The following is a 21,868-nucleotide window of genomic DNA, read 5'->3' on the forward strand; positions in this document are numbered from 1 at the left end:
TCTATCCGCGGCGCCTGTCCCGGAAGTCGAGTTCGCTGCATCGCAGGTGCAGATTCCTCCCCTCCGAGCGATGATTTCCGCCGCGCCCCACGGTCTGCATGAAGAACCATCGCGTTCCGCGCAGGCGGGGGCACCAAACGACGAGACACTGCCATGCACACCGCACACCGAGAGAACGTGACTGCCACCCTGATCGTCGCCGCGCCGGCCGCGCGGGTGTTCGCGGTGCTTGCCGACCCGACCACCCATTCGGCGATCGACGGCACCGGCTGGGTGCAGGACGCCGCCGACCGGGCGCCGTTGACCGAGGTGGGGCAGGTCTTCCGGATGGACATGTACCACCCCCGCCAGGTGAACGGTTACTACAAGGTGGCCAATCAGGTGCACGTGCTCGATCCGCCGCGCGCCATCGGCTGGCGGACGGGGGAGGAGAAGGACGACGGGCACCTGGAGTTCGGCGGCTGGAGTTGGAGTTACGAGCTGGTGCCGCTCGGTCCGTCGGAGACCGAGGTGACGCTCGTCTACGACTGGTCGGCGGTGCCGCAGCACATCCGGGACCACATCGGGTTCCCGCCGTTCGGTCCGGACCATCTCACCAATTCGCTGCAGCATCTGGCCGAGCTTGCCGAAGCCGCGGCCGACGATCCGACGGCAGGGGGCTAGGCATTGCGCATCGCTGTGACCTGTGGACAAATGGTCGAACGGCGCGGGTGACCGCCGGCTTCGGAGGTACCGTCACGGCCCTCGTCGGTCGAGGAGCGTTCACGCCGAATCTGCCCCGGAGGCGAACAAATGAACCTTCAGAAGATCTACACCGCCTTGCTGACGGAAGACCTTGCCACCGCCGAAGACTGGTACACGAAGCTGCTGGGCCGCGGACCGGACCACCGGCCGATGGACACGCTGCTGCACTGGGAACTCTTCGACCACGGCGGACTGGCGATTTCGACCGACGAGGAGATCGCCGGCAGGGGCGTGATGTTCCTCTACGTCGACGATGTCGCGGCCGAACGTAGCAGGCTGCAAAGCCTCGGGATCGTGCTCGGGGACGACATCGAGGGCGACTATTCGACGCTTGCCCAGGTCCGTGATCCCGACGGCAATTTGCTCACCCTTGCGACGCCGCCGTCGCGGCCGTTTCCTCCTGCATGACTGTGTCGGAACGACCACGCCGCCGTCGCGGCATCGGTTGGGCCGAAACGGCGTCCCGGTACCGCCGGGAGAGGATTCTGGACCGGAGACACTGCTCCGCGGGAAAGCAGTGACGATTGGAGCGAGTGCTGTGGACGAAGATCGGAAACCCGACGAATACGACGACCTCGACGACGAAACGAAACGACGTGCGCAGGAACGGGCACACGAGATTCAGCAGATGTACGAGCCCGGTGCCAGACCTACGGTAACGGTGCCGGGAACCCACGGAATGGTCTCGGGCACCGCGTTTGCCCATCTCGTCGAGACGGAGGACGGCCCGACGACGGGCGAAGGGCAGTCGCAGGACGACACCGCGGGAGAGGAGCATCGATAAGCCCCGACCAGTCAGGTTTCCCCGACTGTCCTCGCTGCACGCCACCGCGTCGCCGGGTTTCGTCGTCGGCGGGGCGCGGCGAAGGGTTGTTCCCCGGCGTGGGGTCCGTCGGAAGACAAGCCGAGCTCGGCGACCGTCTCGAAACGGTGTGCGCCGCGATCTGTCACCGTCCGCTCGATGGTCAGATGCGCAGCGCGACCTTCGACTCGGAGCGTGGCGACCTGGTTTCCGAATGTCGGACCGGCTGTCTTGCTCCAGATGATGGAGGTGGTCGGTACGGGCGTCACCAGCCCGAGAACCGCGCGTACGCAGCGTTCTGCTGTGCGGCTCCAGGCGACCCGGAACGCCACTCGAACCGCCGCCGGAACATGGTTGTGCAGCGGCGAGCACGTCAACTGGTAGATCGCCGCGCTCACGGGGACGCGGAAGTGGGCACGAGCAGCGTATGCGTGGTGCACGTCGCCCGACAGCACGCACACCGTCGCCGGGGTGACATCGGACGGTCCCGAGCGGCGTCCACTGCCGACGTCCGCCAGCAGCCGGGCGACACGGTCGAACGAGTCGCGGAATGCCGACCAATGCTCGAGATCCGCACCGCGGCGGAGCTTTTCGGCCCACCGCCCGAGCCGTTCGCCGTGCGCGCCGGATGCGAGCAACTCGTCCCACGCCTCGACGTCGTGCATGGCACGCGGAAGCAACCAGGGCAACGACGTCCCGATGAGCAGGTGATCGTAGTCGCCCTCGGTCTGGCTTTCGATCCAGTCGAACTCCGGATCCGACACCATCTCCCGGCGGTCGGCTGTGAGGACCCGGCCACACCGCGAATCGATCATCAGCACCCGCACCGAACCGAAATCCCGCCGGTAGGACCACCGCGCGCCGGAAGCGCCGTCCGCTTCCTCGTCCGCATCGGACGCGAAGGCGCGGAGAATCGGTTCGGCATCACCCCCGCAGTTGCGGACACGGTCGTAGAGCGCGTCTTCGGACAGTTCCTTCGGTGAAAGATTCCCGAGGTGCTGATAGATCCAGTACGACATGAGGGCGCCGACGATCCGTTCCTCCCACCACGACGAGGCCTCCACTTCGGCCCGCCACAGGTGCGAGGTGTTCCAGTCGTCATGCACGTCGTGGTCGTCGAAGATCATCGAGGTCGGCACGGTCGACAACAGCCAACGGACGTCGGGTTCGGACCACGATTGGGAATACAGCCAGGTGTATTCCTCGAAGTTCCGCACCTGCGCGCCCGGTGGTTCCGACAGATCGTGCCGCTCGCCGACACGCCGCCGCATTTCCGGCGACAGTTCGTCGGCATACACCTGGTCGCCGAGCAACAACAGGGCGTCGGGCCACTCTTCGGGGGAGCGGGCGCGCATACGCTGCGCGTAGGCCACGAGAGCATCGGTCCCCAGTGCGGACGAATCCTCGTCGTCCGGGGCCGTCGCCACGCGACACGAGCCGAACGCCAGGACGAACCGGTCGCCGGCACCGAGGGTCCGAATCAGGGACGGGTCGTCGCCGGCATGTGGCCACACCTCGCGCCCGTCCAGACGCACCACGTAGGGCGTGGTGGATCCCGGCTCCAAGCCTTCGACCGAGACGAGGGCGTAGTGGTGGCCTGCCACCGTCCACGTCTTCTCCGAGTTGCCGAGGACCTGCACGATGCACGGGGCAGACGTCTCCACCCACACCGTGGCGTCCGTAGCCCCGACGTGCCGAAGTAACGGGCCGAGAACGAGATCCACCACGGCGTCACCGGGCCCGTGCCGGACGGAGCGACCGCCTCATGCGGTCCGAGGGTACTCGCTACGAGCGACCCCCAGCCGATTCCGGCGATTTCCGCACCGATCTCGGACCGTCTGCGGGTCGCGCCGGAACGGATGTCGGGCCGCAGTTACCAGCCGCGTTCCCGCCACTCGCCGAGATGCGGACGCTCGGCGCCGAGCGTGGAGTCCTTGCCGTGCCCGGGGTAGATGACGGTGTCGTCGCCGAAGCGGCCGAACAGCTTCGTCTCGACGTCGTCGAGCAGCGAGGTGAACTTCTCGTGGTCCGCGGTCTTGCCGATACCGCCGGGGAACAGGCAGTCGCCGGTGAACACGTGGTGGCGGCCGGTGCCCTGCTCCTCGAGGACCAGCGCGATCGAGCCCGGGGTGTGCCCGGACAGGTGCAGCACCTCGAACGACAGTTCGCCGATCTCGACGGTGTCGCCTTCCATGAGCAGGCGGGCGGGCGTGACGGGCAGGGGTTCGGCGTCGAGCGGATGCGCGGCGGTCGGCACACCGGTGGCGTCGGCGACCTTCTCGAGCCCCTGCCAGTGATCCCAGTGCTGGTGCGTGGTGACGATCAGCTCGAGTTTCGGGGCGTTCTCGGCGAGGTAACTCACCAGCAGATCCGGCTCGTTCGCGGCGTCGATGAACAGCGACTTGCCGGTGGAGGAATCGGTGATGAGGTAGGTGTTGTTGTCCATCTGGCCGACGGAGAGCTTGACGATGGTCGCGCCGGGGATCGTGCGGCGCTGCGCGGGGCCGCCGGGGGAGACCTCCCCGGTGTAGTGGTCGTCGATGGTCACGGGCTGCTTCGTCATGTGGCAGAGATTACCGCCGGGGAACATCTGCCGAGGTGAGGAGGCTGCGAACGCGAACGTGTCGGTGGGCGCGCCTACCATGGCACAGTCCGGTGTCGCGTGATTCGGCGCCGGCTCCTCGAAATGCAACCGGACGGTGCGCGCCCACCAGGCGCGGGGTCCGAAGGAAGGACGTGGCGTGGCGGATCGCCTGATCGTGCGAGGTGCACGGGAGCACAACCTGCGCGGAATCAACGTGGACCTCCCCCGGGACAGCCTCATCGTGTTCACCGGGCTGTCCGGCTCCGGCAAGTCGAGCCTCGCGTTCGACACGATCTTCGCCGAGGGGCAGCGGCGGTACGTCGAATCGCTGTCCGCGTACGCACGCCAGTTCCTCGGCCAGATGGACAAGCCCGACGTCGACTTCATCGAAGGCCTGTCCCCGGCGGTGTCCATCGACCAGAAGTCCACCAACCGCAACCCGCGGTCGACGGTCGGCACCATCACCGAGGTCTACGACTATCTGCGTCTGCTATACGCCCGCGCCGGTACCCCGCACTGCCCGGTCTGCGGTGAGCAGATCGCGCGGCAGACGCCGCAGCAGATCGTCGACCAGGTGCTCGACATGGAACCGGGACTGAAGTTTCAGGTCCTCGCGCCGGTCGTGCGCACCCGCAAGGGCGAGTTCGTCGACCTGTTCGAGCAGCTCACCATCCAGGGCTTCGCCCGCGTGCGCGTCGACGGCGTCGTGTATCCGCTGACCGACCCGCCGAAGCTGAAGAAGCAGGAGAAGCACGACATCGAGGTCGTCGTCGACCGCCTCGCCGTCAAGCCCACCGCCAAGCAGCGGCTCACCGACTCGATCGAGACGGCGCTGCGCCTGGCCGAGGGCATCGTCGTGCTCGACTTCGTCGACCGTGACGAGAACGCCCCGGATCGGGAGCGACGCTTCTCCGAGAAGCTTGCCTGCCCCAATGCGCATCCGCTGTCCATCGACGATCTCGAGCCCCGCTCGTTCTCGTTCAACTCGCCGTACGGAGCCTGCCCCGAGTGCACGGGTCTCGGTGTCCGCAAGGAGGTCGACCCGGATCTCGTGGTGCCCGACCCGGAGTGCACCCTCGAAGACGGCGCGATCGCCCCGTGGTCGGTGGGGCAGAGTTCCGAGTACTTCAACCGGTTGCTGTCCGGTCTCGGCGACATCATGGGCTTCGACCTGTCGACCCCGTGGAACAAGCTGCCGGCCAAGGCCCGTAAGGCGATCCTCGAGGGCAGCACCGAGCAGGTGCACGTCCGCTACAAGAACCGCTACGGCCGGGTTCGCTCGTACTACGCCGAGTTCGAGGGCGTCATGCCGTTCCTGCATCGACGACTCGAGCAGACCGAGTCCGAGCAGATGAAGGAACGCTACGACGGCTACATGCGGGACATCCCGTGCCCCGCGTGCGACGGCGCGCGGCTGCGGCCGGAGATCCTGTCGGTGACGATCGCCGCCGACGGCGGGCACAAGTCCATCGCCGAGGTGTGCGACCTGTCGATCGGTGAGTGCTCGGCGTTCCTGAACAGCCTGACCCTCGGCCCCCGCGAGGAGGCCATCGCCGGGTCGGTGCTCAAGGAGGTGCAGGCCCGTCTCGGGTTCCTGCTCGACGTCGGTCTCGAATACCTCACCCTCTCGCGCGCGGCCGCGACCCTCTCCGGCGGTGAGGCGCAGCGCATCCGGCTCGCCACGCAGATCGGTTCCGGCCTGGTCGGTGTGCTGTACGTGCTGGACGAACCGTCCATCGGCCTGCACCAGCGCGACAACCGTCGCCTCATCGAAACCCTCACGCGGCTGCGGGATCTCGGCAACACCCTGATCGTCGTCGAGCACGACGAGGACACCATCCGCGCCTCCGACTGGGTCGTCGACATCGGGCCGTTCGCCGGTGAGCACGGCGGTCGGGTCGTGCACACCGGAACGTACAAGCAGCTGCTGGACAACACCGAGTCGCTGACCGGCGCGTACCTGTCCGGACGCAAGAGCATCGAGGTGCCGCCGCTGCGCCGGCCGATCGACCGCAAGCGTCAGGTCACGGTCGTCGGGGCCCGGGAGAACAATCTGCGCGGCATCGACGTGTCGTTCCCGCTCGGCGTGCTCACCAGCGTCACCGGGGTGTCCGGCTCCGGCAAGTCCACGCTGGTCAACGACATTCTCGCGACGGTGATGGCGAACAAGCTCAACGGCGCCCGCCAGGTGCCGGGCCGGCACACCCGCGTCAACGGGCTCGACCAGCTCGACAAGCTCGTCCAGGTCGACCAGTCACCGATCGGCCGCACCCCGCGGTCGAACCCGGCGACCTACACCGGTGTGTTCGACAAGATCCGCACCCTGTTCTCGCAGACCACCGAGGCGAAGGTGCGCGGGTACCAGCAGGGGCGGTTCTCGTTCAACGTCAAGGGCGGCCGGTGCGAGGCGTGTTCCGGCGACGGCACCCTCAAGATCGAGATGAACTTCCTGCCGGACGTGTACGTGCCGTGCGAGGTGTGCCACGGCGCCCGCTACAACCGCGAAACCCTCGAGGTGCACTACAAGGGCAAGAACATCGCCGAGGTGCTCGACATGCCGATCGAGGAGGCCGCCGAGTTCTTCCAGCCGGTCACCTCCATCCACCGCTACCTCAAGACGCTCGTGGACGTCGGGCTCGGCTACGTGCGGCTCGGGCAGCCGGCGCCCACCCTCTCCGGTGGTGAGGCGCAGCGCGTCAAGCTCGCTGCCGAACTGCAGAAGCGGTCGAGCGGACGCACCGTCTACGTGCTCGACGAGCCGACCACGGGCCTGCACTTCGAGGACATCCGCAAACTCCTCGGCGTCATCAACGGGCTCGTCGACAAGGGCAACACGGTCATCGTCATCGAGCACAACCTCGACGTCATCAAGACCGCGGACTGGGTCATCGACATGGGACCGGAGGGCGGATCGGGCGGCGGCACCGTCGTCGCGCAGGGCACCCCCGAGGAGATCGCGGCGACCGAGGGCAGCTACACCGGCCGGTTCCTCGCCGAAGCGCTCGGCGCCGCACCGGCGTCGGAACCGGTCCGCAAGCCCGCCCGCAAGCGCGCCCCGAGGAAGGCCGCCGCGGTCGGATAGCCGACAGGCGCCGACGCGGCGCGGCTCGACTCACCGGGAGGGCGCGCCGACCTGCACACGAGCAGGTCGGCGCGCTCTCGTGCAACCGGCGTCGGGATCCTCGAGGTCAGTAGACGGGGCCGGTGTACTTCTCGCCGGGGCCCTTGCCGGGCTCGTCGGGATGCGCCGACGCCTCCCGGAACGCCTTCTGCAGCGCCTGCAGGCCTTCCCGCATCGGGCCGGCGTGCGGGCCGAGGTACTCGACGGACGCGGTGACCAGGCCGGCGAGCGCGGTGATGACCCGCCGCGCCTCGTCGAGGTCCAGGTGGGCGCTGTCGTCGGGGTTCTCGTCACCGAGGCCCAGTTTCTCGGCGGCGGAGCTCATCAGCATCACGGCGGCGCGGCTGATCACCTCGACGGCGGGAATCTCGGCGAGGTGGCGAACGTCGTCGGCGGGCGACTCGGGGGTGTCGGTCATACCGTCGAGGATTCCATCCCGGTCCCTCCGGATCGCTCGCGGGTCGGGTGGGGAAGCGCCCGATTCGATCCTCACGTGCAGATTTGCTACTGTGGATCCCACGACCGCCCACGTGGAACACGCGTGGGCAGCAAAGTGGAGTCCGACTCCCACCTCTGGCGGCACATCGTTGCAGCTCAGTGGTCCGGTCCGCCCCGCACCTCGGTGCCGTGGGTGACTCGCCTTCCCAGGTGAGCGACGACGGTGCAGCCCCGGCTGCCGGTTCGTCGGGCCGGTCGGTAATCGGACCCCGTGTGGAGCTTCGGCGCCGCAGCGGGGTCTTTTCGTCGAGGAATGTCGGGCCCACGTGCTGCGGCGCGGTCAACAGACCGCACCGCTCTACCTAGGAGGCCCCATCAGCGCTGAGACCCGCATCAACGAACGCATCCGAGTTCCCGAGGTCCGACTCGTCGGACCGGGTGGTGAACAGGTCGGAATCGTGCGTGTTGAAGATGCACTCCGCCTGGCATACGAAGCCGACCTCGATCTGGTCGAGGTGGCCCCCGACGCCCGCCCGCCCGTGTGCAAGATCATGGACTACGGCAAGTTCAAGTACGAGGCCGCGCAGAAGGCGCGCGAATCGCGCAAGAACCAGCAGCTGACCGTGATCAAGGAGCAGAAGCTCCGGCCGAAGATCGACGACCACGACTACGAGACCAAGAAGCGCAACGTCGTTCGCTTCCTCGAGGCCGGGTCGAAGGTCAAGGTCACCATCATGTTCCGTGGCCGCGAGCAGTCGCGTCCGGAACTCGGATTCCGGTTGCTGCAGCGTCTGGGTGCCGACGTGGCCGATCTCGGCTTCATCGAGACCGCTCCGAAGCAGGACGGCCGCAACATGACCATGGTGCTGGCCCCGCACAAGGGCGCGAAGACCCGCGTGAAGGCCCAGGAAGCAGCCCAGGCCAACACCGCCAAGTCCGCTCCGGCCGCTCCCGCGCCTGCCGCCGAGCAGCCGAAGACCGAGCAGGGCGACACGCAGACCAGCTGACCGCTCGGGCAGCACAGCCGGTGCTGCGTGAGTTAGACGTACCCGAACAACCGGAAGAACTGAGGACTCCATGCCCAAGTCGAAGACCCACAGCGGCACCGCGAAGCGATTCAAGGTGTCCGGCAGCGGGAAGATCCTGCGCCAGAAGGCCGGCCGCCGCCACCTGCTCGAGCACAAGTCCTCGCGGGTCACCCGTCGCCTCGACGGCAAGGCCGTCGTCGCCGACGTCGACGCGCCGCGCATCAAGCGCCTGCTCGACATCTGAGCTTTCCCGACCGACCATCCCGGGGGCGAGAATCTGCCCCCCGAAACTGACAGGACATATCAGTGGCACGCGTGAAGAGGGCAGTCAACGCCCAGAAGAAGCGCCGTTCGATTCTCGAGGCTTCCAAGGGCTACCGCGGGCAGCGCTCGCGGCTGTACCGCAAGGCCAAGGAGCAGCAGCTTCACTCGCTGACCTACGCCTACCGCGACCGTCGTGCGCGCAAGGGTGACTTCCGCAAGCTGTGGATCAGCCGCATCAACGCCGCTGCCCGCGCCAACGACATCACCTACAACCGGTTCATCCAGGGCCTCAAGGCCGCCGGTGTCGAGGTCGACCGCAAGATCCTCGCCGAGCTCGCCGTCTCCGACGCCGAGGCGTTCGCGGGCCTGGTCGCCGTCGCCAAGGCCGCCCTGCCGGCCGACGTGAACGCTCCGGCCGCCTGAGCGCAGCGCTGAACGACACGACAGCACAGAAGCGACCCGTGGATCCGCTCACCGAGCGCACTCCACGGGTCGTTTCTGCTGTGAAACTGCTGCGTACCGCCGAACGCCGCAAGGCCGGCCGCTTCCTCGCCGAGGGGGAGAACTCGGTCGCCGAGGCGCTCGAAACCGCGACCGTGCACGAGGTGTTCGTCACCGCCGCCGCGGCCGACCGCTATCCGGGTCTGATCGACACCGCGCACCGTCGCCGCGTCCGTGTCTCGCTCGTCACCGACCGTGCCGCCGAGCGACTGTCGGACACCGTCACCCCGCCCGGCGTCGTCGCCGTGTGCGACCTGCTCGACGTGCCCCTCGACCGGGCGCTGTCCGCGCAGGCCCGGCTCCTCGCGGTGCCGGTCGCGGTGGGGGAGCCCGGCAACGCGGGCACCGTCATCCGGGTCGCCGACGCCGTCGGCGCCGACGGCGTGATCCTCGCCGGCGACAGCGTCGACCCGCACAACGGCAAGTGTGTGCGTTCCTCCGCGGGCAGCGTGTTCCACCTGCCGGTCGCCCGGGAGCGCGACACCGACCGCGTGCTCGGTGCGCTCGCCGACGCCGGTCTGCAGGTGCTCGCCACCGCCGCGGACGGCGAAGTGAATCTCGACGACGCCGACGAGCTGCTCGCCGCGCCCACCGCCTGGCTGTTCGGCAACGAGGCCCACGGACTGGACCCGCAGATCGCCGCCCGCGCCGATCACCGGGTGCGGATCCCCATCCGGGGCCGCGCCGAATCGCTGAACCTGGCGACCGCCGCCGCAATCTGCCTGTATGCCAGCGCACGGGTGCAGCATCGCGTGCACGGACCCATCGCCTAGGATTTGTGTGTTGTGCTGCCGGGATCCGGTTCCGGCGGCACCCGACAGAAAACGTTCGCCGGAAGAAGGAGTTGCACCGGTCGTGGCCAAGAATGAGGGCGGCACGCCGCCGGCAGTGGACCCCAGCGCGCTGGCCGAGGAAGCGCTCGCCGCCGCCGAGAAGGCCGCGCAGGAAGCGTTCGCCGCCGCCACCGACCTCGACGCGCTCGCCCAGGCGAAGATCGAGCACCTCGGCGACAAGGCGCCCATCTCGCTCGCGAAGCGGGCGCTCGGATCGCTGCCCGGCAACGAACGCGCCGACGCGGGCAAGCGGGTCAACGCGCACCGCACCGCCGTGCAGGCCGCGTTCGACGAGCGCAAGGCGCAGCTGCAGGCGGAACGTGACGCCGCGGTCCTCGTCGCCGAGGCGATCGACGTGACCCTGCCGGCGAATCGCCGCGCCGTCGGCGCCCGCCACCCGATCACGATCATCTCCGAGCAGGTCTCCGACGTGTTCGTCGCGATGGGCTGGGAGGTGGCCGAGGGCCCGGAGGTCGAGACCGAGCACTTCAACTTCGACGCCCTGAACTTCCTGCCGGACCACCCGGCGCGGACCATGCAGGACACCTTCCACATCGCCCCCGAGGATTCGCGGCAGGTGCTGCGCACCCACACCTCGCCGGTGCAGGTGCGGACCATGCTGTCCCGCGAGATCCCCATCTACGTGGTGTGCCCGGGGCGCACCTTCCGCACCGACGAGCTCGACGCCACCCACACCCCGGTGTTCTCGCAGATCGAAGGCCTCGCGGTCGACAAGGGCCTGACGATGGCGCACCTGCGCGGCACCCTCGACGCATTCGCCCGCGCGCTGTTCGGTCCCGACACCCGCACCCGCATGCGGCCGAACTACTTCCCGTTCACCGAGCCGTCGGCCGAGGTCGACGTGTGGTTCCCGAACAAGAAGGGCGGCGCCGGCTGGGTCGAGTGGGGCGGCTGCGGCATGGTCAACCCCAACGTGCTGCGCGCCTGCGGCATCGACCCCGACGTCTACAGCGGATTCGCGTTCGGCATGGGACTCGAGCGCACCCTGCAGTTCCGCAACGGCATCTCCGACATGCGCGACATCGTCGAAGGCGACGTGCGGTTCACGCTGCCGTTCGGCGTGCAGGGCTGACGCCCGCCCCAAACCCGACCACCCCCGAGAATCGAACGAACGAGAAAGCTGAACTCACGTGCGAGTAGCGCAGTCCTGGCTGACCGAGATCCTGCAGCGTTCCACCCCGGAATGGAACGTCACCGCCGAGGAGCTCGACGCGGGATTCGTCCGGGTCGGTCTCGAGGTCGAGGAGGTCGACACCCTCGACCGCATCGACAACCTCGTCGTCGGCCGGGTCGTCGAGATCACGGAGCTCACCGAATTCAAGAAGCCCATCCGGTTCTGCCGGGTCGACGTCGGTGAAGCCGAGCCGCGCGGCATCGTGTGCGGCGCCCGCAACTTCACCGAGGGCGACCTCGTCGTGGTCGCGCTGCCCGGCGCGGTCCTGCCCGGCGACTTCGTCATCGCGACCCGCAAGACCTACGGGCAGGTGTCCGACGGCATGATCTGCTCGATCGCCGAACTCGGGATCGGCAAGGACCACTCCGGCATCCTCGTGCTCGAGGAGGGCAGCGCGGAGCCCGGCACAGACGCCAACGACCTGCTCGGCCTCGGCGACACGGTCATCGAACTGAACATCACCCCGGACCGCGGCTACTGCTTCTCGGTGCGCGGCCTGACCCGCGAACTCGCGTGCGGGTTCGACCTCGAGTTCTCCGACCCGGCGCAGGTCACCCCGAACCCGGCCGACGGCGAGGCCTACCCGATCCGGCTCGAACCCGAGTCCGGCGCCACCCGGTTCGCGGCACGGAAGGTCACCGGCATCGATCCCGACGCGGTGTCGCCGTGGTGGCTGCAGCGTCGTCTGCTCACCGCCGGGGTGCGCCCGATCAGCCCCGCGGTCGACGTCACCAACTACGTGATGCTCGAGCTCGGTCAGCCGCTGCACGCGTTCGACGCGGCGACCCTGCAGGGTGAGCTCGTCATCCGCCGGGCCCGCGCGGGCGAGAAGCTCACCACCCTCGACGGTGTCGAGCGCGTCCTCGATCCCGAGGACGTCGTCATCACCGACGACTCCGGTGTCATCTCGCTGGCGGGCATCATGGGCGGCGCCACCACCGAGGTCGGCGACACCACCACCGACGTGCTGCTCGAGGCGGCCACCTGGGATCCGCTGGCGGTGTTCCGCGGCAATCGTCGGCACAAGCTGTCCAGCGAGGCCGGTAAGCGCTTCGAACGCAACGTCGACCCCGAGGTGGCACTGCCCGCCCTGGACCGGGCGGCGTCGCTGCTGGTGGAGATCGCCGGTGGCCGGGTCGAACCGCTCCTGACCGACGTGTCGGTCCCGGTCGAGCCGGTCACGATCCGCATGGACATCGACCTTCCGGACCGGGTCGCCGGGGTCACCTACCCGAACGGCACCGCCGCGCGGCGACTCACCCAGATCGGTTGCGCCGTCGAGGTCGGTGTCGGGGTGGACGGGCACGGCCAGCTCGTCGTGACCCCGCCGTCGTGGCGCCCGGACCTGCGTCAGCCCGCCGACCTGGTCGAGGAGGTGCTGCGCCTCGAGGGTCTCGAGCAGATCCCGTCGGTGCTGCCCGCCGCCCCCGCCGGCCGCGGTCTCACCCCGTCACAGAAGCGCCGCCGCGCCGTGGGCCGGGCCCTGGCCTCCGACGGGTACGTCGAGGTCCTGGCGCCGGTGTTCCTGCCCGCGCACGTGTTCGACACCTGGGGTCTGGACGCCGACGACCCGCGCCGCCACACCACCAAGGTGCTCAACCCGCTCGAATCGGATCGCCCCGAGCTCGCGACGACGCTGCTGCCGGGTCTGCTCGAGGTGCTTTCGCGCAACGTCGCCCGCGGCCAGCGGGACCTGTCGCTGTTCTCGATCGCGCAGGTCGTGCTGCCCGGCGCCGAGACCGGCCCGGTCCCGGTCCTGCCGGTGGATCGTCGGCCCACCGACGAGGAGATCGCCATGCTGGAGCGGTCGCTGCCGAAGCAGCCGGTGCACATCGGCGGTGTGCTGTGCGGGCTGCGTGAACCCGCCGGTCCGTGGGGTTCCGGTCGCGCCGCCGACGCCGTGGATGCCTTCGCGGCGGCCGAGACGGTCGCGGCGGCGGCCGGGGTGCGGATCGAGCGTCGTGTCGCCCGCCACCTGCCGTGGCATCCGGGCCGCTGCGCCGAACTGGTCGTCGACGGTGAGGTCGTCGGACATGCCGGTGAGCTGCACCCCGCGGTGATCGAGCGTGCCGGTCTGCCGGCCCGCACCTGCGCGTTCGAGCTGAATCTCGATGCCCTGCCGATCGTCGAGTCGCTGCCGGCGCCCGTCGTGTCGCCGTTCCCGCCGGTGTTGCAGGATGTCGCGGTCGTCGTCGACAAGGCCGTGCCCGCGGCGTCGGTCGAGGCGGCGCTGCGCGCCGGGGGCGGCGATCTGCTCGAGGACGTGCGCCTGTTCGACGTGTTCGAAGGCGCCCAGGTCGGGGAGGACCGCAAGTCGCTGGCGTTCGCGTTGCGGTTCCGCGCCCCGGACCGCACCCTCACCGAGGACGAGGCGAGCGCGGCCCGCGACGCCGCGGTGGCTTCCGCGTCGGCTGCGGTCGGAGCGCAACTGCGCGGATGATGATCGGGTGGGCACGTATGTAGCCGTCGGGGGTGTGCGTGCCCACCTCGATCCCGGGAATCGACAGGGATTCCGGCGCGGCCGCAGCGTCGGCGGCGATGGGGGACAGCGCCCCGACCGGCGACGTAGCCTGGAACCATGACCACGGACCCGCGCGACCCCGACCGTGCTCCCGAACCCGAGCGGCCCGACCACCCGGTTCCGGATGTCACTCCGGCCGAACCGAATTCGCCGACCGTGCCCGACGTGCCGCCGGGCCCGGACATCCCGGACGTGACACCCGCCGACCCCGAACCGGAGGTCGAACCGTCCCCGTCGGTGCCCGACGTGACACCCGCCGAAGGTGTGGTGCGCGCACCGTCGATCGAGGAGGTCACCGGCTACACCGAGGCGGGGGTGCCCACCTTCGAGGCGGTCCGCGACAAGATCGAGAAGCGTCTCGGCACCGCGATGGGTGCGGAGGAACTGGCCCGGGAGACCGAACCCGCGCGCACGCTCGAGGAGGAGTTCGAGGACAGGAAGAAGGCGGCCGCCGACAAGCTCGCCGAGATCCGGCGTTCGATGAGTTCCTGATCCACCGCCGGCTGCCCGCCGCCCATCCCGTTTCCGAGCGAATGTACCGTTCATTCGGTTGAAGGAGACGAGCGATACATTCGCTCGGGTGGGGGTGGGCGTTCCGGCGACCCGTGAGTGAATAAATTTGCATCGCCGTGCATAATGAATCGTATGGGTAACTCACCGGCATTCACGGCGACGCCGCAGTCGCCGATTCGGGTCGCGGTGGCGGGCGCCAGCGGCTACGCGGGCGGCGAAGTCCTCCGCCTGCTCCTCGGGCACCCCGCCTACCAGGACGGCTCCCTCGTCATCGGCGCACTGACCGCCGGCGGCAACGCCGGCGCGACCCTCCGCGAGTTCCACCCGCACCTGCTGCCCCTCGCCGACCGCGTCCTCGGCGCCACCGACCTCGACACCCTCACCGGTCACGACGTCGTCTTCCTCGGCCTGCCCCACGGGCACTCGGCGGTCATCGCCGAACAACTCCCGGACACCACCGTCGTCATCGACTGCGGCGCCGACTTCCGGCTCGAATCCAGCGACGACTGGGAACGCTGGTACGGCGGCGAGCACGCCGGCACCTGGCCCTACGGCATGCCCGAACTCCCCGGCAAACGCGAGCAGCTCGTCGGCGCCACCCGCATCGCGGTGCCCGGCTGCTACCCGACGTCCGCCTCGCTCGCGCTGGCCCCGGCGGTCGCCGCCGGCATCGTCGAACCGAAGGTGCAGATCGTCGCGGTCTCCGGCACCTCCGGCGCCGGCAAGTCCCCCAAGGTCGACCTGCTCGGCTCCGAGGTGATGGGCTCGGTCCGCGCCTACGGCATCGGCGGCGTCCACCGGCACACCCCGGAGATCAAGCAGAACCTCTCCGCCCTCGCCGGCACCGAGGTCTCCGTCTCCTTCACCCCCGTCCTCGCACCCATGCCGCGCGGCATCCTCGCCACCTGCACCGCACCGACCACCGCGACCGCCGCCGAGGCCCGTGCCGTGTACGAGAAGGCCTACGGCGACGAGCCGTTCGTGCAGCTGCTCCCCGAGGGCGTCCTGCCGGCCACCGGCTCGGTGGTCGGGTCCAACGCCGTGCAGCTCGCCGTCACCGTCGACGCCGACGCCGGCCTGCTGATCGTCGTCGCCGCGCTCGACAACCTGACCAAGGGCACCGCCGGCGCCGCGGTGCAGTCCATGAACCTGGCGCTCGGCCTGCCCGAGACCGCCGGCCTGTCCACCGTAGGAGTGGCCCCGTGACCGACCGGACCCCGCCCGCCGGCGACACGCACGCGGAGCACGTCTACGCCGACGCCGTCGACATCGCCGGGGGGCGGCTCATCCGCACCCAGGGCGTGACCAGCCCCGCCGGTTTCCGGGCCGCCGGGATCCGCGCCGGCATCAAGGCCAGCGGCAACCCCGACCTCGCGCTCGTCTTCAACGAAGGACCCGATCTCGCCGCCGCCGGTGTCTTCACCACCAACAAGGTCAAGGCCGCCCCCGTGCTGTGGTCCAAGCAGGTCCTCACCTCCGGTGCGCTGCGCGCGGTCGTCCTCAACTCCGGCGGCGCCAACGCCTGCACCGGTCCCGGCGGCTTCCAGGACACCCACGCCACCGCCGAGGCCCTCGCCGACGCGCTGAGCAACTGGGGCACCGAAACCGGTGCCGGCGAGATCGCGGTGTGCTCCACCGGCCTGATCGGCGACCGGCTGCCCATGGACAAGGTCCTCGCCGGCGTGCAGGAGATCGTCCACGAACTCGCCGGCGGCATCTCCGGCGGCACCGACGCCGCCTACGCGATCATGACCACCGACACCGTCCCCAAACAGGCCGCGCTGCACCACGCCGACAAGTGGAACGTCGGCGGCATGGGCAAGGGCGCCGGCATGCTCGCCCCCGCGCTCGCCACCATGCTGGTCGTGCTCACCACCGACGCGGTCGCCACCTCCGCCCAGCTCGACGAGGCACTGCGCAACGCCACCCGGCAGACCTTCGACCGGCTCGACATCGACGGCGCCACCTCCACCAACGACACCGTGCTGCTGCTCGCGTCCGGTGCCAGCGGCATCGCCCCCGCCCAGGAGGACCTCAACGCCGCGGTCCTCGCCGTGTGCGACAGCCTCGCCGACCAGATGATGGCCGACGCCGAGGGCGTCACCAAGCGGGTCACCGTCACCGTCCGCGGCGCCGCCAGCGAATCCGACGCCCTCATCGGCGCCCGCACCGTCGCCCGCGACAGCCTGGTCAAGACCGCCCTGTTCGGCTCCGACCCCAACTGGGGCCGCGTCCTCGCCGCCATCGGCATCGCCCCCATCGAACTCGACCCGGACAAGATCTCGGTGACCTTCAACGGCAGCCCCGTGTGCATCGACGGCGTCGGGGCACCCGGCGCCCGCGAGGTCGACCTGTCCGGCATCGACATCGCCCTCGACATCGACCTCGGCATCGGCGACGCCGAAGTGTCCATCCGCACCACCGACCTCTCGCACGCGTACGTCGAAGAGAACTCGGCGTACTCGTCGTGACGGCACAGAATGTGACGGGAGACGACATGCTCGACGACCTCATCGCGAGCCTCACCTCGCACCAGAAGGCATTCGTGCTCGCCGAGGCACTGCCCTGGCTGCAGAAGTTCCGCGACAAGATCGTCGTCGTCAAGTACGGCGGCAACGCCATGATCGACGACGACCTCAAGTCGGCGTTCGCCGCCGACATGGCGTTCCTGCGCACCGTCGGCATCCACCCCGTGGTCGTGCACGGCGGCGGCCCCCAGATCAACGCCATGCTGAAGCGCCTCGGCATGGAAGGGGAGTTCCGCGGCGGCTTCCGGGTCACCACACCCGAAGTCATGGACGTCGTACGGATGGTGCTCTTCGGCCAGGTCGGCCGCGAACTGGTCGGGCTGATCAACAGCCACGGCCCGTACGCCGTCGGCATCTCCGGTGAGGACGCCCGGCTGTTCACCGCCACCCGACGCACCGTCGTCGTCGACGGCGAAGACACCGACATCGGGCTCGTCGGAGACGTCACCACCGTCGACCCGGCCGCCGTCCTCGACCTCATCGCCGCCGGCCGCATCCCCGTCGTCTCCACGATCGCGCCGGACGCCGACGGGGTCGTGCACAACATCAACGCCGACACCGCCGCGGCCGCGCTCGCCGAAGCGCTCGGCGCCGAGAAACTCGTCGTCCTCACCGACGTCGAAGGGCTCTACACGAACTGGCCCGACCGCAGCTCGCTGGCGTCGCAGATCGACGCCGCCGCGCTCACCGAACTGCTGCCGTCCCTCGACGCGGGCATGGTCCCCAAGATGGAAGCCTGCCTGCGCGCCGTGCAGGGCGGCGTCCCCACCGCACACGTCATCGACGGCCGCCAGCCGCACTCCGTTCTGCTCGAACTGTTCACCGAAGAGGGCATCGGCACGATGGTGACGCCCACCCACCCCCCGACGGTCACCCCCACCCAGGAAGGCACAGCATGACCGGCACGTCCGATCTGCAGGAACGCTGGGCGCATTCGCTCATGCACAACTACGGCGTGCCGAAGGTCGCGCTCGTCGCCGGCGACGGCGCGATCGTCACCGACGCCGACGGCAAGCAGTACCTCGACCTGCTCGGCGGCATCGCCGTCAACAGCCTCGGCCACCGCCACCCGGCGATCATCGAGGCCGTCACCGCACAGCTGAACCAGCTCGGGCACGTGTCGAACCTGTACGCCTCGCCGCCCGTGCTCGAGCTCGCCGAACGACTGCTCGCGCACTTCGGGCACGAGGGCCGGGTGTTCTTCTGCAACTCCGGCACCGAAGCCAACGAGGCAGCCTTCAAGATCGCCCGGCTCACCGGCCGCCCCAAGATCATCGCCGCGGAGAAGGCGTTCCACGGCCGCACCATGGGCGCGCTCGCCCTCACCGGCCAGCCCGACAAGCGCGCACCCTTCGAACCCATGCCCGCCGGCGTCGAATTCGTCCCCTACGGCGACATCGCCGCCCTCGAAGCCGCCGTCGACGAGAACACCGCCGCCGTGTTCCTCGAACCGATCATGGGCGAGTCCGGTGTCGTGGTCCCGCCCGAGGGCTACCTCGCCGCGGCCCGGCGCATCACCACCGAGAAGGGCGCGCTGCTCGTCCTCGACGAGGTGCAGACCGGCATCGCCCGCACCGGCACGTTCTTCGCGCACCAGGCAGCCGGGGTCGTCCCGGACGTGATGACCCTCGCCAAGGGACTCGGCGGCGGCCTGCCCATCGGCGCCGTCGTCGCGACCGGCCCGGCCGCCGAGCTGTTCCAGCCCGGCAAGCACGGCACCACCTTCGGCGGCAACCCGGTGTGCGCGGCCGCCGCGCTCGCCGTGCTGCGCACCATCGACGAGCAGAACCTGCTCGACCACGTCAACTCCGTCGGCAAGCACCTCGCCACCGGCATCGAGGAACTCGGACACCCGCTCGTCGACCACGTCCGCGGCTCCGGTCTGCTGCTCGGCGTCGTCCTCACCGACCCGAAGTCGGCCGCGGTCGAGGCGGCCGCGCGCGACGCCGGCTACCTCGTCAACGCCGCGGCGCCCGACGTCATCCGGCTCGCCCCGCCGCTGATCCTCACCGAGGACCAGGCCGACGGGTTCGTCGCCGCACTGCCCGCGATCCTCGACACGGCCCAGCAGGAAGGGGCGAGCTAACCCATGGTCAGGCACTTCCTGCGCGACGACGACGTCACCCCCGCCGAACAGGCGCAGATCCTCGACCTCGCCGCCGAACTCAAGAAGGCGCCCCTGTCGCGCCGGCCCCTCGAGGGGCCGTACAGCGTCGCGGTGCTGTTCGACAAGACGTCCACCCGCACCCGTTTCTCGTTCGACGCCGGCATCGCCCAGCTCGGCGGTCACGCGATCGTCGTCGACGCCGGCACCACCCAGCTGGGCAAGGGCGAAACCCTCGAGGACACCGCGCGCGTCTTCTCCCGGTACACCGAGGCCGTCGTGTGGCGCACCTACGGGCAGGACCGCATCGAGGCCCTCGCGGCGCACTCCACCGTCCCGGTCGTCAACGCGCTCACCGACACCTTCCACCCGTGCCAGGTGCTCGCCGACCTGCAGACCATCCGCGAACACAAGGGCAGCACCGCGGGCCTGTCCCTGGCCTACTTCGGCGACGGCGCCAACAACATGGCGCACTCGCTGATGCTCGGTGGCGTCACCGCCGGCCTGCACGTCACGATCGCGTCCCCGGCCGGGTTCGTCCCCGACCCGGACGTCGTGGCCGCCAGCCGTGCCCGCGCCGAGGAGACCGGCGGCAGCGTCACCCTCACCGACGACCCGCAGGCCGCCGCAACCGACGCCGACGTGCTCGTCACCGACACGTGGGTGTCGATGGGACAGGAGGACGACGGCCTCGACCGCGACTCGGTGTTCCGGCCGTTCCAGGTGAACGCCGAACTGGTGGCCCTGTCGAAGCCCGAGTCCATCGTGCTGCACTGCCTGCCCGCCTACCGCGGGCGCGAGATCACCGCCGACGTCCTCGACGGACCCCGCGCGGTCGTGTGGGACGAAGCCGAGAACCGGCTGCACGCCCAGAAGGCGCTGCTCGTGTGGTTGCTCGAGCAGCGGGAGAACTGACCGTGAGCACCGCCGCGAGCCGACCCGAGGGAACGACGGAGCGCCCCGCCGCATCCTCGGCCCCGACGCGCGCGGCGCGGCAGGCGCGGATCACCGCGCTCGTCTCGACCCGCGAGGTGCGCAGCCACACCGAACTGGCCGCGCTGCTCGCCGCCGAAGGCATCGAGGTGTCCACCGCGACCCTGTCGCGCGACCTCGAGGAACTCGGCGCGGTCAAGCTCCGCGCCGCCGACGGGGGAGCCGGGGTGTACGTCGTGCCCGAGGACGGCAGCCCGGTCCGCGGGGTGTCCGGAGGCACCGACCGATTGTCCCGTCTCCTGGGGGAATTGCTCGTCTCCACCGACCACAGCGGCAACATCGCGGTGCTGCGCACACCGCCCGGGGCAGCGCACTATCTGGCCAGTGCACTCGATCGGGCATCATTACCTGAGGTCGTCGGCACGATCGCCGGGGACGACACCATCGCGGTGATCGCCCGGGAGCCGACGACGGGGGCCGAACTGGCCGCCAAAATCGAATCACTCGCATGAACTACCACCCATAGACGTCAGTCGAATCAAGAAGGAGCGCAAGAACAATGGCCGATCGCGTCGTACTCGCCTACTCGGGCGGGCTGGACACCTCCGTTGCCATCAGCTGGATCGGCAAGGAGACCGGCAAGGAGGTCGTCGCCGTCGCCATCGATCTCGGCCAGGGCGGCGAGGACATGGAGGTCGTGCGTCAGCGCGCCCTCGACTGCGGTGCCGTCGAATCCATCGTCGTCGACGCCAAGGACGAATTCGCCAACGAGTACTGCCTGCCCACCATCCAGGCCAACGCGCTCTACATGGACCGCTACCCGCTGGTGTCCGCGATCAGCCGTCCGCTGATCGTCAAGCACATCGTGCAGGCCGCCCGCGAGCACGGCGGCACCATCGTCTCGCACGGCTGCACCGGCAAGGGCAACGACCAGGTGCGCTTCGAGGTCGGCTTCGGCGCCCTCGCTCCCGACCTGCAGGTCATCGCCCCGGTGCGCGACTACGCGTGGACCCGCGAGAAGGCCATCGCGTTCGCCGGCGAGCACAACCTGCCGATCAACGTGACCAAGAAGTCGCCGTTCTCCATCGACCAGAACGTGTGGGGCCGCGCCGTCGAGACCGGCTTCCTCGAGGACCTGTGGAACGCCCCCACCAAGGATGTCTACGACTACACCGAGGACCCCACCCTCAACTGGCAGGCCCCCGACGAGCTGATCGTCACCTTCGAGGCCGGCCGTCCCGTCGCGATCGACGGCAAGCACGTCACCGTCCTCGAGGCCATCCAGCAGCTCAACAAGCGCGCCGGTGCCCAGGGCGTGGGCCGCCTCGACATGGTCGAGGACCGCCTCGTCGGCATCAAGAGCCGCGAGATCTACGAGGCGCCCGGCGCCATCGCCCTGATCACCGCGCACCAGGAACTCGAGCACGTCACCCTCGAGCGTGAACTCGGCCGCTACAAGCGGCGGGTCGAGGAGCGCTGGAGCGAGCTGGTGTACGACGGCCTGTGGTACTCGCCGCTCAAGACCGCTCTCGACGCCTTCATCAAGCACACGCAGGAACGCGTCACCGGCGACATCCGCATGGTGATGCACGGCGGACACATCACCGTCAACGGCCGCCGCAGCCCCGAGTCGCTGTACGACTTCAACCTCGCCACCTACGACGAGGGCGACAGCTTCGACCAGTCCAACGCCAAGGGCTTCGTGCAGATCCACGGCCTGTCGTCGAAGGTCGCCGCGAAGCGCGATCTGGGCCTGTAG

Annotated in this window: 21 protein-coding genes; 18 read left to right on the forward strand and 3 right to left on the reverse strand. The window is 69.5% G+C overall.

Annotation, left to right across the window (positions count from 1 at the left end):
- Positions 1-153: 153 nt before the first annotated feature.
- From ACWDUD_RS24655 to ACWDUD_RS24665, 3 genes are all read left to right on the forward strand, one after another.
- The gene (locus ACWDUD_RS24655; RefSeq protein ID WP_450110995.1) at positions 154-663 is read left to right on the forward strand and encodes an SRPBCC family protein; all 510 of its coding nucleotides are present in this window, start codon (positions 154-156) and stop codon (positions 661-663) included.
- A gap of 129 nt (positions 664-792) precedes the next feature.
- Positions 793-1,152: a VOC family protein gene (locus tag ACWDUD_RS24660; protein WP_450110996.1), complete on the forward strand. Its 360-nt coding sequence runs from the start codon at positions 793-795 to the stop codon at positions 1,150-1,152.
- Positions 1,153-1,282: 130 nt separating this feature from the next.
- Complete coding sequence (locus ACWDUD_RS24665) at positions 1,283-1,528, forward strand: hypothetical protein (protein WP_450110997.1); 246 nt, start codon at positions 1,283-1,285, stop codon at positions 1,526-1,528.
- A gap of 11 nt (positions 1,529-1,539) precedes the next feature.
- Here the strand turns inward: ACWDUD_RS24665 and ACWDUD_RS24670 are convergent, their stop codons facing one another.
- Positions 1,540-3,273, reverse strand: a complete 1,734-nt coding sequence (locus tag ACWDUD_RS24670) for an alkaline phosphatase D family protein (RefSeq protein WP_450110998.1) — start codon at positions 3,271-3,273, stop codon at positions 1,540-1,542.
- Between the two features lie 146 nt (positions 3,274-3,419).
- Complete coding sequence (locus ACWDUD_RS24675; RefSeq protein WP_450110999.1) at positions 3,420-4,109, reverse strand: MBL fold metallo-hydrolase; 690 nt, start codon at positions 4,107-4,109, stop codon at positions 3,420-3,422.
- A gap of 178 nt (positions 4,110-4,287) precedes the next feature.
- Here ACWDUD_RS24675 and uvrA point away from each other — a divergent pair, with 178 nt between their 5' ends.
- Positions 4,288-7,212, forward strand: a complete 2,925-nt coding sequence (gene uvrA / locus ACWDUD_RS24680) for an excinuclease ABC subunit UvrA (protein WP_197251523.1) — start codon at positions 4,288-4,290, stop codon at positions 7,210-7,212.
- Positions 7,213-7,318: 106 nt separating this feature from the next.
- Here the strand turns inward: uvrA and ACWDUD_RS24685 are convergent, their stop codons facing one another.
- Positions 7,319-7,669, reverse strand: coding sequence for a DUF1844 domain-containing protein (locus ACWDUD_RS24685; RefSeq protein WP_197251524.1), 351 nt, complete (start codon positions 7,667-7,669; stop codon positions 7,319-7,321).
- Between the two features lie 349 nt (positions 7,670-8,018).
- Here ACWDUD_RS24685 and infC point away from each other — a divergent pair, with 349 nt between their 5' ends.
- The 14 genes from infC (at position 8,019) to ACWDUD_RS24755 (ending at position 21,868) form a co-directional block, all read left to right on the forward strand.
- A complete protein-coding gene (infC, locus tag ACWDUD_RS24690) occupies positions 8,019-8,696 on the forward strand; it encodes a translation initiation factor IF-3 (RefSeq protein WP_450111012.1) in 678 nt (225 codons plus the stop codon).
- A gap of 70 nt (positions 8,697-8,766) precedes the next feature.
- The gene (gene rpmI, locus ACWDUD_RS24695; protein ID WP_197251525.1) at positions 8,767-8,961 is read left to right on the forward strand and encodes a 50S ribosomal protein L35; all 195 of its coding nucleotides are present in this window, start codon (positions 8,767-8,769) and stop codon (positions 8,959-8,961) included.
- Between the two features lie 62 nt (positions 8,962-9,023).
- Positions 9,024-9,404, forward strand: coding sequence for a 50S ribosomal protein L20 (gene rplT / locus ACWDUD_RS24700; protein WP_006553977.1), 381 nt, complete (start codon positions 9,024-9,026; stop codon positions 9,402-9,404).
- Between the two features lie 38 nt (positions 9,405-9,442).
- Positions 9,443-10,255 (forward strand): TrmH family RNA methyltransferase, encoded by an 813-nt coding sequence (locus tag ACWDUD_RS24705; RefSeq protein WP_450111000.1) that lies wholly within the window; start codon positions 9,443-9,445, stop codon positions 10,253-10,255.
- Between the two features lie 82 nt (positions 10,256-10,337).
- Positions 10,338-11,408: a phenylalanine--tRNA ligase subunit alpha gene (gene pheS, locus ACWDUD_RS24710; RefSeq protein WP_248676410.1), complete on the forward strand. Its 1,071-nt coding sequence runs from the start codon at positions 10,338-10,340 to the stop codon at positions 11,406-11,408.
- A gap of 58 nt (positions 11,409-11,466) precedes the next feature.
- Positions 11,467-13,950: a phenylalanine--tRNA ligase subunit beta gene (gene pheT, locus ACWDUD_RS24715; RefSeq protein WP_450111001.1), complete on the forward strand. Its 2,484-nt coding sequence runs from the start codon at positions 11,467-11,469 to the stop codon at positions 13,948-13,950.
- 138 nt (positions 13,951-14,088) lie between these two features.
- Positions 14,089-14,523, forward strand: a complete 435-nt coding sequence (locus ACWDUD_RS24720) for a PspA/IM30 family protein (RefSeq protein ID WP_450111002.1) — start codon at positions 14,089-14,091, stop codon at positions 14,521-14,523.
- A gap of 153 nt (positions 14,524-14,676) precedes the next feature.
- Complete coding sequence (gene argC / locus ACWDUD_RS24725) at positions 14,677-15,750, forward strand: N-acetyl-gamma-glutamyl-phosphate reductase (RefSeq protein WP_450111003.1); 1,074 nt, start codon at positions 14,677-14,679, stop codon at positions 15,748-15,750.
- 62 nt (positions 15,751-15,812) lie between these two features.
- On the forward strand, positions 15,813-17,015 hold the full coding sequence (gene argJ / locus ACWDUD_RS24730; RefSeq protein WP_450111013.1) for a bifunctional glutamate N-acetyltransferase/amino-acid acetyltransferase ArgJ: 1,203 nt from the start codon (positions 15,813-15,815) through the stop codon (positions 17,013-17,015).
- Positions 17,016-17,041: 26 nt separating this feature from the next.
- Positions 17,042-17,971 carry an acetylglutamate kinase gene (gene argB, locus ACWDUD_RS24735; protein WP_450111014.1) on the forward strand — a complete coding sequence of 310 codons (930 nt, stop codon included), beginning with the start codon at positions 17,042-17,044 and terminating at the stop codon, positions 17,969-17,971.
- On the forward strand, positions 17,968-19,158 hold the full coding sequence (locus ACWDUD_RS24740) for an acetylornithine transaminase (protein ID WP_450111004.1): 1,191 nt from the start codon (positions 17,968-17,970) through the stop codon (positions 19,156-19,158). Before argB ends, ACWDUD_RS24740 begins: the two co-directional genes overlap by 4 nt.
- Before the next feature lie 3 nt (positions 19,159-19,161).
- A complete protein-coding gene (gene argF, locus ACWDUD_RS24745; protein ID WP_450111005.1) occupies positions 19,162-20,091 on the forward strand; it encodes an ornithine carbamoyltransferase in 930 nt (309 codons plus the stop codon).
- Positions 20,092-20,093: 2 nt separating this feature from the next.
- Complete coding sequence (locus ACWDUD_RS24750) at positions 20,094-20,621, forward strand: arginine repressor (protein WP_450111006.1); 528 nt, start codon at positions 20,094-20,096, stop codon at positions 20,619-20,621.
- Between the two features lie 47 nt (positions 20,622-20,668).
- A complete protein-coding gene (locus tag ACWDUD_RS24755) occupies positions 20,669-21,868 on the forward strand; it encodes an argininosuccinate synthase (RefSeq protein WP_197252500.1) in 1,200 nt (399 codons plus the stop codon).

Source organism: Rhodococcus sp. NPDC003382, from assembly GCF_053589135.1.